The 12,156-nt window shown below is 35.6% G+C and carries 11 protein-coding genes; 10 read left to right on the forward strand and 1 reads right to left on the reverse strand.

Annotation, left to right across the window (positions count from 1 at the left end; genetic code table 11):
• Nucleotides 1–13: 13 nt before the first annotated feature.
• Complete coding sequence (locus tag N0K73_RS05705) at nucleotides 14–649, reverse strand: YigZ family protein (protein ID WP_112251094.1); 636 nt, start codon at nucleotides 647–649, stop codon at nucleotides 14–16.
• 42 nt (nucleotides 650–691) lie between these two features.
• On the opposite strand from N0K73_RS05705, the gene N0K73_RS05710 reads away from it, so the two are divergent.
• From N0K73_RS05710 to N0K73_RS05755, 10 genes are all read left to right on the forward strand, one after another.
• On the forward strand, nucleotides 692–2,026 hold the full coding sequence (locus N0K73_RS05710; RefSeq protein WP_112251086.1) for an ATP-dependent helicase ComFA: 1,335 nt from the start codon (nucleotides 692–694) through the stop codon (nucleotides 2,024–2,026).
• A complete protein-coding gene (locus tag N0K73_RS05715) occupies nucleotides 2,023–2,703 on the forward strand; it encodes a ComF family protein (protein ID WP_284068654.1) in 681 nt (226 codons plus the stop codon). Before N0K73_RS05710 ends, N0K73_RS05715 begins: the two co-directional genes overlap by 4 nt.
• A 191-nt stretch (nucleotides 2,704–2,894) precedes the next feature.
• Nucleotides 2,895–3,458 (forward strand): ribosome hibernation-promoting factor, HPF/YfiA family, encoded by a 564-nt coding sequence (hpf, locus tag N0K73_RS05720; RefSeq protein ID WP_112251082.1) that lies wholly within the window; start codon nucleotides 2,895–2,897, stop codon nucleotides 3,456–3,458.
• A gap of 151 nt (nucleotides 3,459–3,609) precedes the next feature.
• Nucleotides 3,610–5,973: a preprotein translocase subunit SecA gene (gene secA, locus N0K73_RS05725; RefSeq protein ID WP_112251080.1), complete on the forward strand. Its 2,364-nt coding sequence runs from the start codon at nucleotides 3,610–3,612 to the stop codon at nucleotides 5,971–5,973.
• Nucleotides 5,974–6,055: 82 nt separating this feature from the next.
• Nucleotides 6,056–7,172, forward strand: a protein-coding gene (prfB, locus tag N0K73_RS05730) for a peptide chain release factor 2 (protein WP_112251078.1) whose coding sequence is annotated in 2 segments (ribosomal slippage) — nucleotides 6,056–6,127 and nucleotides 6,129–7,172 — 1,116 coding nt in all. Because the reading frame shifts where the segments join, the coding sequence is not laid out codon by codon here.
• Between the two features lie 96 nt (nucleotides 7,173–7,268).
• Entirely contained in the window at nucleotides 7,269–7,964 is a 696-nt protein-coding gene (ftsE, locus tag N0K73_RS05735; protein WP_057974283.1) for a cell division ATP-binding protein FtsE, read from the forward strand.
• A complete protein-coding gene (gene ftsX, locus N0K73_RS05740) occupies nucleotides 7,945–8,832 on the forward strand; it encodes a permease-like cell division protein FtsX (protein WP_112251076.1) in 888 nt (295 codons plus the stop codon). The genes ftsE and ftsX overlap by 20 nt, the downstream gene beginning before the upstream one ends.
• A gap of 132 nt (nucleotides 8,833–8,964) precedes the next feature.
• Nucleotides 8,965–10,101 (forward strand): PDZ domain-containing protein, encoded by a 1,137-nt coding sequence (locus N0K73_RS05745; protein WP_284068655.1) that lies wholly within the window; start codon nucleotides 8,965–8,967, stop codon nucleotides 10,099–10,101.
• A 20-nt stretch (nucleotides 10,102–10,121) separates the two neighbouring features.
• Nucleotides 10,122–10,823 (forward strand): response regulator transcription factor, encoded by a 702-nt coding sequence (locus tag N0K73_RS05750; protein ID WP_112251072.1) that lies wholly within the window; start codon nucleotides 10,122–10,124, stop codon nucleotides 10,821–10,823.
• A partial coding sequence (locus tag N0K73_RS05755) for a sensor histidine kinase (RefSeq protein WP_112251070.1) occupies nucleotides 10,820–12,156 on the forward strand: 1,337 nt, incomplete at its 3' end. The genes N0K73_RS05750 and N0K73_RS05755, both read left to right, overlap by 4 nt.

The following is a 12,156-nucleotide window of genomic DNA, read 5'->3' on the forward strand; positions in this document are numbered from 1 at the left end:
TGGACATCCTTTTTTATTGGATTGAAAGTTCGTTATACAAATTTTGACCTAATTTAAAGGTGACCTGATTATTAAGAAGATCAATCAAGTGATCTTGCAGGGTAGTCAGCTCTTTTTGATCAACCGCAAGTGTGAATGAAACTGATTCAAGATAGGTTACTTGCTGAATGATAATATTATTTTTTTTAAGGTAGTTTTCTAATTTACCAACGTTTTGATAGGTAACCTGGCAAATGAGTTCAGTTTGCAAAATACGTTCAACAACGCCGATTGCGTCGACAGTTTGTGAAGCGGCATTACTATACGCACGAATAAGTCCACCAGTCCCCAACTTAATTCCGCCAAATTTTCGACTGACAACAATGCAGATGTTTTTAAGCTGTTTAGCTTTGATGACTTCCAGGATTGGAACGCCAGCTGTCCCAGAAGGTTCACCATCATCACTTTGACGTTGAATTTCAGAGTCAAGATTGAAGGTGTATGCGAAACAATGATGTCTGGCTTTAGGTTCTAATTTTCTAACTGACGCAATGAAAGTGAGCGCCTCCTCTTCGTTTGTAATTCTGGCGATTTGACAAATGAAGGCAGACTTCTTTTCGATTAAGGTATCCGAACCAGATTTTTTAATTGTTAAGTAATTTTTAGACATAATTAATATTCCTTTACGTATTTAAAGTTATTGAAGGGATTGATGAGAATGCCACTTTCAAATTTATATGGTCGTTTAGTAACTAATTTAGAAATAGATGAAACAATTAAGTTGGATGGTCTTACTGCTTACTCGGGTATTATGACTAAGGGTAAACAGTTAATCTGTCGTAGGTGCTCCTCAAGGCTTGAATTCAGTAAAAATCATCTACAGGGTAAACGGTATTATTGTACTCAATGTATTATACTGGGCCGAATCTCGAGTGCGACTACACTTTATACTATACCTGAACCAAACCTGTTTACAACTTGGAAAAAAAGTCCATTAACGTGGGATGGACAACTAACAAGTCAACAAGAAGCTTGTGCTAATGAAGTTAGACAAATATTTGCGAAACCGGCCGCTCGTCATTTATTATGGGCTGTTACGGGTGCCGGGAAGACAGAGATGCTGTTTGAAGGTATCGAAGCGGCGTTAATGGATAATAAGCGTGTCTGCTTGGCATCTCCACGAGTTGACGTTTGTATCGAATTATTTCCAAGGTTACAGGCGGCATTTAACGAGATAGATATTTGTTTGTTACACGGTAAATCGACGAATCCGTATAAATATACGCAATTGGTCGTTTGCACGACTCATCAGTTATTGCGTTTTCAAGAGGCGTTTGATGTCATGATAGTTGATGAAGTGGACGCCTTTCCATATGCTCAAAATAAACTACTCTTGCAAGCGACAACCCAGGCAACGAAAAAAGGAGGGTCCAGTTTATATTTAACAGCCACACCCAGTGAGGAACTGTTAAGAGAGGTCCGGCTAAATCGGCTAACTGTGAGTTACTTGCCCGTACGTTTCCATGGACATAAACTACCCGAAATTAAAGTCGTATTTGAAAAATCATGGGAGAAAAAAATTAAAAAAGGACATTTACCAAAAAAATTAGTCTTGCGAATCAATCATTGGCTAAAACGTGATGATCCATTTTTAGTTTTTGTGCCTAAAATTTGGTTGTTACAACCAGTGATGCAGGCGTTTAAGAAGAAGTTCCCCAACTTGAAGGGGGAAACTGTGTACTCTGAGGATCCCGATCGATTAGAGAAAGTAAAAGCTATTAGATCAGGTGAGATGCGATATCTTATTACGACAACAATTTTAGAGCGCGGTGTAACCTTTGCTAATTTGGACGTCTTTGTACTTGGGGCTGATGATAAAACTTTTTCAACGGCAGCCTTGGTTCAAATTGCTGGTCGCGTCGGTCGCAATGTTAACCGACCTCACGGCGACGTTATTTTTTTATGTAGTGATTATACGGCTACATTGAAAAAAGCAGCGGGACAAATAAAAACAATGAATCGAAAAGCAAGGCGGTTAAAGGTATGAGAAATTGTAAAATTTGTCAAAATGACTTTAGTCAGAAACTAACTTTAGCATTTATCGTGTCTTTTAAGCCTTATGAAAAACAGCAAATTTGTCGGAATTGTCGGGAACAATTTGAGGTAATCCAGGCGAGTACAGCCTGCGAAGGATGCGGACGAGATCAAGAGAATCAAAAATGTTGTCCGGATTGTAAAAAATGGCGACTTATTTACCCGAGTTATGATTTTCAGAATCAAGCGTTATTCGTTTACAATGATTTTATGAAAGAAATTATTAAAAACTATAAGTTTAATGGAGACTACCAGTTAAGAACTGTTTTTCAAACGGCGTTAAAAAAGAAGATTGAGACGATTTATTTTGATTATCTTGTGGTGATCCCCGTAGATTCTGAGACAATGAGTAGTCGGGGATTTAACCAAGTTTGCGGTCTTTTAACGATCAAACATAGTCATTTTTTGAAGCGAAATGATACTGTTAAAGAAAAACAATCTCACAAGAATAGGCATCAAAGGTTGGAATTGGTCCAGCCTTTTACGCTCAGCTCAGATTGTCCGGATTTAACTGATAAAGTTGTGTTAGTTGTCGATGATATCTATACGACGGGTCGGACGTTGTTTTATGCGATTGACTTATTAGCGTCAAGGGCTAAATGTGTTAAAAGTATAACGCTTGCAAGATGAATTCTAGATGATTTAATTAGAAGTGAATCGAGAAACGTCTAAATGAATATGTTTGCGATTACAATGGCGTACTAATCGTATTTTATTAGGGGATATCGTTTGTATATTCAGTCATTTTCGCTTATAATTAAACCAACGGGAAGGTTATTAATTGGTTCGTTACCTGCCGTAGATTGAAGGGAGAGTTTATTATGCTAAAATACAATATTCGCGGTGAAAATGTTGAAGTTACAGATGTTACTAGAGATTATGTTGAAAAGAAGTTATTCAAATTAGAAAAGTACTTCACTGATACATCAAATTCAACGGCTCATGTTAATTTAAAAGTGTACTCAGATAAAACGGCTAAAGTGGAAGTGACTGTGCCAATGCCTTCTCTCGTCCTTCGAGCTGAAGAAACATCACAAGATTTACTTTCAAGTGTCGATCTTGTAACTGATAAGTTAGAACGTCAAATCCGTAAATATAAAACTAAAATTAACCGTCAATCAAGAGGTAAAGGAATCAAAGAGATTGAAATTCGTAATGAAATTGCTGATGAAGAATCAGATTCTGTTGATGAAGAAGTAAGCATGTTTGACGTTGTTCGTACAAAACATGTTTCTTTGAAACCAATGAGCAGTGAAGAAGCTATTTTACAAATGGATATGTTGAGCCATAACTTCTTTATTTACGAAGATGCTGATACAGAAGGTATTAACATCGTTTATAAACGAAAAGATGGTCGCTACGGTTTAATTGAAGCCGAAGATTAAGTTAGAAGGGAAAAGCCTGCTGGGTAGTTTAACTACGCAAGGCTTTTTTTATTTTTGGTTTAAAATTTGTTGATTTAGTGATACTATAAAAAATGATATTATAATTAAAAATAATTCAATAAGAGTGTTTGATATATAAGGGGAAAGCTAAATGGCAAATGTATTAAGACAATGGGTTGAAAGTGATACCCGTGAATTACGAAGACTGGGTAAAATAGCTGATATTATTGAAAACATGGCCGATGAAATGGCTGCACTATCTGATGATGAACTAAAAGCTAAAACGCCTGCTTTTAAGGCAAGATATCAAGAAGGTGAAACGCTTGATGATCTTTTACCTGAAGCGTTTGCGGTTGTTCGTGAAGCCGCAAAACGTGTCCTAGGCCTATACCCATTCCGTGTCCAAATGATTGGTGGAATGGTTTTAAATGCCGGTAATATTGCAGAAATGAAAACTGGTGAAGGTAAAACTTTAACGGCTACTATGCCCGTTTATTTGAATGCAATCTCTGGATTAGGCGTCCATGTTGTTACAGTTAATGAGTACTTATCGAGCCGTGATGCAACAGAGATGGGTGAATTGTATTCATGGTTGGACTTGACTGTTGGACTGAATATCAATGCAAAAACAGCCGAAGAAAAACGTGAAGCTTACGCTGCTGATATTACGTATTCAACAAATAGTGAATTAGGATTTGATTATTTACGTGATAACATGGTTGTTTACCGTGAAGATATGGTTCAAAGACCCTTGAACTACGTTATCGTCGATGAAGTTGATTCAATTTTGATTGATGAAGCTAGAACGCCGTTAATTATTTCTGGTCAAGCTGAAAAAACAACTGCAATGTATGTTCGAGCAGATCGATTTGCTAAAACATTAACTGAAGAAGAAGATTACAAGATTGATCTTGAATCAAAATCAATTTCTTTAACTGAAGAAGGAATCCGCAAGGGTGAAAAATACTTTGGTTTAGACAATCTATTTGATACGGATAACACAATTTTAACGCATCATTTAGATAATGCGTTACGTGCTAACTTTGTTATGTTGCGCGATAAAGATTATGTTGTACAAGACGGCGAAGTAATGATTGTTGATCAATTTACTGGCCGTATCATGGAAGGTCGTCGTTATTCTGATGGTGTTCATCAAGCAATTGAAGCTAAAGAACACGTAGAAATTGAAGACGAAACAAAAACAATGGCTAATATCACCTACCAAAATTTCTTTAGAATGTACAAGAAATTATCTGGTATGACAGGTACTGCCAAAACGGAAGAAGAAGAATTCCGTGAAATTTACAATATGGAAGTTGTTCAAATTCCAACAAACAAACCAATTATTCGTGATGATAAAGCTGATTTGTTATATCCATCATTGAATAGTAAGTTTAAGGCTGTAATCGCTGATATTAAAACACGTCATGAAGCTGGACAACCAATGTTAATTGGTACTGTCGCAGTTGAAACGTCAGAATTATTGGCACAAATGTTGGATGAAGCTGAAATTCCACATGCTGTTTTAAATGCCAAAAACCATGAACGTGAAGCTGAAATTATCCTGAATGCTGGACAACGTGGAGCCGTTACAATTGCAACAAATATGGCTGGACGTGGGACTGATATTAAATTGGGACCTGGTGTTAAGGAAATTGGCGGATTAGCTGTTATTGGTACGGAACGTCATGAATCTCGTCGTATTGATAATCAACTTCGTGGTCGTGCCGGTCGTCAAGGGGATGATGGAATGACACAATTCTATCTTTCTTTAGAAGATGATTTGATGTTACGATTTGGTTCAGAACGTATTAAGAGTTTCTTGGAACGTATGAATATTACTGAAGATGATGCTGTGATTCAAAGTCGTATGATTACAAAACAAGTTGAATCAGCACAAAAACGTGTTGAAGGTAATAACTATGATACGCGTAAAAATGTTTTACAATATGATGATGTCATGCGTGAACAACGTGAGGTTATTTATAACCAAAGACAACAAGTTATCATGGAAGAAAAAACATTGAAACCAGTCATTATGCCTATGATTCAAAGAACTGTAAATCATATTGTTCAAATGCACACTCAAGGTGACCAAACTGAATGGAACTTGCAAGCTATTATAGATTTTGCAGTATCTTCAATGGTTAACGAGGATAGCATTTCCTTGGCAGATTTAGAAGGTAAGGATGCTAAAGAGATTGAAGCCTACTTAGTTGATCGTGCCGAAAAGAATTACAAAATTAAAGAGGACCAATTAGTTGATGCAGCACAAATGCTCGAATTTGAAAAAGTAGTTGTGTTACGTGTTGTTGATGATAAATGGACAGCTCACATCGATGCAATGGATCAACTACGTCAGTCAATCGGACTACGTGGTTACGGACAATTAAACCCATTGGTTGAATATCAATCAGATGGATTCAGAATGTTTGAAGAAGTTGTGGGTACAATCGAATTTGAAGTGACACGTTTATTCATGAAAGCTGAAATTAGACAAAATATTAAACGTTAATAAAAAAATATCAGTAAAGGGTCACTTCCGAATTCGATAGAGTTTGAAGGTGACCCTTTTTAACAGATTAAGGAGAAAACTCATGGAATTAAGTGATTATAGGAAACAGATTAATGATATGGAACAAAAAATAACTAACTTCAGGGGGTCTCTTTGACTTAGAGACGCTGAATGAACGAATTTCTGAGAATGAAGAACGGATGGCTGATCCAGATTTTTGGAATCATCAAGAAGAAGCTCAAAAAGTCATTGATGAAACGAACCAGCTAAAAGGTAAGTATGACTCCTTTCACGATTTGGAGAGTCGGGTTTCGGAATTACAAGTGATGCTTGAATTATTACAAGAAGAAAATGATCCGGATATGTTAAGTGAGTTTAATGATTTATTTGATGAAACGATGAAGGCACTTGATAGGTATCAGTTAAGACTGCTACTGAATGAACCTTATGACAGTCGAAATGCTATTTTAGAAATTCATCCGGGCGCAGGTGGAACTGAATCTCAAGATTGGGGGCTAATGCTCTTAAGAATGTATACGAGATGGGCTGAAAAAAGTGGATTGACCGTTGAAACGGTAGATTATCAGTCCGGGGATGAAGCAGGCTTAAAAAGTGTAACGCTTCTAATTAAGGGACTAAATGCATATGGATATCTAAAAAGTGAAAAAGGTGTCCATCGATTAGTCCGAATCTCACCATTTGATGCCGCGGGACGGCGTCATACATCATTTGCATCCGTTGATGTCATGCCCGAATTGGATGACTCCGTTGAAATTGAATTAAACCAAGATGATATTAGAATGGAAGTTTTCAGATCGTCTGGGGCCGGTGGACAACATATTAATAAGACGTCTTCGGCGGTTCGATTGATTCACATACCAACAGGAATTGTAACATCAAGTCAAGCGCAACGATCACAATTTCAAAATAGGGCAACAGCAGAAAGCATGATGAAATCTAAATTGTATCAACTTGAAATGGAAGAAAAAGAAAAAGAACGTGCTGCCATTCAAGGCGAACAGATGGATATTGGTTGGGGATCGCAAATTAGGTCGTATGTATTCCATCCTTATTCAATGGTAAAAGACCATCGTTCAGAATTTGAAACGGGAAATGTACAGTCAGTAATGGATGGAGACTTAGACGGTTTTATTAACGCTTTTTTACAGTGGAAACTAAAAAATGAAAACCCAAGTTAATAAATGAAACTTAATTGTAAAACTATTGAAATCTGTAAGAACATAATCATGGTATAATGAAAACATTATGAAAATAGACATAGGAGGATTCACTGTTTGATAGAATTTAAAAATGTATTTAAACAATATTCCGATGATATTATCGCAAGTAATGATATCAATATTCGAATTGACCAAGGTGAATTTGTATACGTGGTTGGACCCAGTGGGGCCGGTAAATCAACGTTTATCAAAATGATGTACCATGAAGAGCAAGCAACATCTGGTGAAATTACCGTAAATAACTTTCAGTTACAAACGATGAAACCAAAAGAAGTCCCATTTTTACGAAGAGATCTTGGGATTGTTTTCCAAGATTTCAAATTATTACCACGCCTAACAATATTTGAAAATATTGCCTATGCACTTGAAGTTATTGAAAAAGAACCAGCAGAAATCAAGGAACGCGTTGATTATGTTCTGGACCTTGTAGATTTAGCTGATAAGTCAGATAAATTTCCTGAAGAACTATCTGGTGGCGAACAACAAAGAATTGCTATTGCACGTGCGGTTGCTAATAAACCGGAAGTGTTGATTGCTGATGAACCAACGGGTAACTTAGATCCTGAAACTTCTGACGATATCATGGCAATTTTAGAAAAAGTAAATAAACAGGGAACAACAGTTATCATGGCAACTCATAATAGTATTATTGTGAACAAATATCCACATCGTTTGTTGGCTATTGAAGATGGCCGTATTGCCCGAGATGAAGAAGGAGGAAAATACGGTTATGAAAATGAGAACGTTTAAGCGCCATTTAGGTGAAAGTGTTAAGAGTCTTCGTCGTAACGGATGGATGTCTGTTGCCGCTATCAGTGCAGTTACTGTAACATTAATTTTAGTTGGTGTATTGCTCTCGATTTTAATGAATGTAAATAAATTAGCATCTGATGTTGAAAATGACGTTCAAGTTCGAGTATTTGTTGAACGCAAGACAACAAAGAACCAACAAGATACGTTGAAAAAGAAACTTGAAAGTTACTCTGAAGTTAAAAAAGTCACTTTTTCAAGTAAAAAAGAACAATTACAACAAGTTGTCGGCAGTTATGGTAATGAGTTTAAATTGTTTGGTGGGGATGATAATCCTCTATATGATACATTTGATGTTCAAACGAAAGAACCAAAGCAAACTGAACAAGTTGCAAAAAAAGCTAAAACTTTAGATTATGTAAATGATGCAAGTTTTGGTGGAACATCTGCTAAAAAACTATTTAAAGTGGTTGGTAGTATCCAAAAATGGGGTATGATTATTAGTGCGTTACTTCTATTCGTTGCGGTATTCTTGATATCTAATACAATTAGAATCACAATTTTGTCTCGTAGAAATGAAATTGGTATTATGCGTCTAGTTGGTGCCACAAATGGATTTATCAGATGGCCATTCTTACTTGAAGGTGCATGGACTGGGCTTTTAGGGGCAATTATTCCAATTGCGTTAGTTGATTTTGGCTACATTTGGATTTATAACGGCTTACAAGCTTCATTGGCATCAACAAGTTACAGATTATTAACACCAGGAACTTTCTTGGCGGAGATTGATTTGCTATTAATCTCAATTGGTATCATTATTGGTGCGCTGGGATCATTTGTTTCAATGCGTCGATTCTTAAAGATTTAATTAAAATTAATGAAGACTGGGCGCCGTTTTTAACGGTATCCAGTCTTTTTTTCAATTTAGATAATCATTTTTTTATCGTAATAAAGCATGATATAATTTGAGTATTATATCTTAAAGAAAATAGGTGGATTTATGGAGATACTTAAAATTATTGGAACATTTTTCATTCAACCGACGGTTTGGTTGGTAACGATATTGATGTTTGTTATTTATAATCAGAGGGTAAAAAAAGAGCGACAAGCATTTCGGACGGCTGTCGATAGTGATTTCTATGAGGGACGCCACGCAATTAAAGTAGGAATACTCTTTGGTATTATTGGATCAGTAATTTTATTTGGAACGGGAACAATGATTCCAATGAACTGGGTACTTATCTATACAATCTGCATGATTGCAGGACTTTTATTGTACCCATTATTCAACAGCATCTATCCGTTATTCTTAATTTCTGGACTTGTTTATGGGATGTTGGAATGGCAACCATCTAATACAATTGTGCTTAAAAATGAGGCTTTCCAACCTGAATTTTTAACGGGAATTTTACTGGTGGGAACGCTTAGCTTGCTTATTACAGGTATTGCACTACACTTATTTAGGAAGAGTCAACTGTCGCCAAGTACACAGACTGGTAAACGAGGACGAAATATATCATCATTTAAAATGAAAGAGTTGTATCTTATACCACTCGTAGTATTAGTGCCAGGTAATCAATTTTACAGTGTATTTGATTGGTGGCCATTAATTCGTGTAGCGGGGACAGAATACAACGTTATTATTTTACCGTTAATTATTGGACTGACGCTCCGAATATATAAAGAATTGCCAAAATTAGCTATCGGCTTTATCAAAAAACAATATTTATATTTGGCAGTAGTGAACGCCTGTTTAGCCATCATATCTGCATTTTATCCAATAGCGGGCATAATTGGGCTAGTCATATTATTGATTGCTTATTTGGGGGATAGATACGTCATTAAACGCCATGATAATAAACAAGAAAAGTGGTTTGCAGAATCTGATGAAGGTATCTTAATTGTGGGGGTACGACCAGAAACACCAGCGGCGAAAATGGACGTTGAGGTTGGGGATGTCGTGATCCAATGTAATGGTATTAACGTGAGAAATGAAAATGAACTATATAAAGCGCTTGAAAGTAGTTCAACATATTGTCGATTAAAAATTAAAACGTTTAGTGGTGACACTAAAATAACGGAAAGTGCTATTTTTTCAGATTCACCGTACGAAATAGGGTTGGTTATAATCAAATAAATTTGGTTAGGGGATAAGTAATGAAAAAAATTTTAGTTGTGGATGATGAACCGGCGATTGTGACGTTACTAACGTATAATTTAGAAAATGCGAATTATGAAGTGCAGGTGGCAACAGATGGTCCAAGTGCGTTCAAAAAGGCAACAGAACGAAATTTTGATTTTATTATTCTTGATTTGATGTTACCGGGATATGATGGTATTGAAGTTACAAAGAAGTTAAGACAGGAAAAAATAAAAACGCCAATAATAATATTAACGGCTAAAGATGATGAATTAAATAAGATTATTGGGTTAGAAATTGGCGCGGACGACTATATGACGAAACCGTTCAGTCCAAGGGAAGTAGTGGCAAGAATTAAAGCTATTTTAAGACGTACCGAGATTAATTCATCTGGGATTGAACAAGATAATGAGGAAGTTAAAGAATTTAAAGATTTTAAAATTGATTTTTCAAATTATTCTGTCTATAAAAATAATGAAAAAGTTTCATTGACGCCAAAAGAGTTTGAGCTTTTGGTGTACTTTGTTAAACGAATAGGCCGTGTTTTAAGTAGAGAAAAATTGCTCAGTGGCGTATGGGGATATGATTATGAAGGACAGACGCGAATGATTGATATGCATGTCAGCCATTTACGTGAAAAATTAGAAGTCGATCCAAAGAAACCAGTGTATTTGAAAACAGTTCGGGGATTTGGATATAAGTTTGAGGGAAATAAATGAATAAAAAAATGAAATATGTGATTGCGATTTTAATAATATCGCTGAATTTAATATTTAGTATGATGTTATTATGGAGTGTGACTGGCCGATTCTTTAGTAAAACTAACGTAAGTGGTGTAATTATTTTAAGTTTTATAGAGATATTTATTATTTATAAAATGGTGTCTAAGTCTGATGCGGAATCAAAGTTAATGGCAAATAGATTAAATAGCTTAGTCAATCAAGGCGCCTCATTTCATGTTTTACTGGATACGGATAGTCCAAACTTTGAATTGTCAAAGGCAATTAATCGCGTGGAGAGTTATCAAAAGAAAAGAAACGTCCATTATCAGGTTCAAAATAATAATTATCTGCGATTAATTGAGCATTTAACCGTTGGTATTATGCAAATAGATCATAAAAGACAAGTCTTAATGGCAAATGAAACGATAGACACGTTGTTGGGACGTAAGATTCAACCGCAACGGCACTCGTATATTGATGACATTAAAACATATAAATTAAGTGGGTTAATTGAAAAAGCTATAAAGTTAAAAGAAAAACAACGAGCTGAAGTTGAGATTAGAAATACAAACAAGGTAGTAGATGCAACGGTGGTCTACGTCGCAAATGATAACGTTGACTTTCAAGTAATTGTAATTTTGTACGATATAACTGAAGTGAAACTCTTAGAGAGAATGCAGACAGAATTTGTTGGAAATGTAAGCCACGAGCTAAAAACACCAGTTACCGCAATAAAAGGTTTTACTGAAACTCTTTTGGAGGAACCGGTTAATCCCGTGACAACAAAGAAATTTTTGAATATCATTTACGATGAAAGCAATAAGTTAGAGGTCCTAATTCAAGAAATACTGAAATTATCAAAGGGTCAGAGAAGTAAAGAAAACATTACAAAATTTAAGTTAAATGACGTAATTGATTCTGAATTAGAACTTTTAAGCAAAAATATTAGAAGTAAAAATTTGGAAATTAATATAAAAATACAAAAAGATTTTGTTATCAGTTTTGATAAAAGTAAAATAACAACTATCGTGGAGAATTTACTACAAAATGCCGTTAAATATAACGTAGACAACGGTTCAATTTTAATTGAGGCAGGTATGAATGAAGAAAAAACATTTATTTCGGTTTCAGATACGGGTGTCGGCATTTCAGACGAGGACAAAAAAAGAATATTTGAACGCTTCTATAGGATTGACCAGTCTAGAAGTAAAGAAATAGAGGGTAATGGGCTTGGACTTTCTATTGTGCACGAGCTTGTAACGGCAATGGGTGGGGAAATTGTTGTTAAAGATTCAATCGGTAGGGGAATCCAAATCACGATTTATTTATA

Source organism: Dellaglioa algida, assembly GCF_030127605.1.
GTDB classification, from domain to species: Bacteria; Bacillota; Bacilli; order Lactobacillales; family Lactobacillaceae; genus Dellaglioa; species Dellaglioa algida.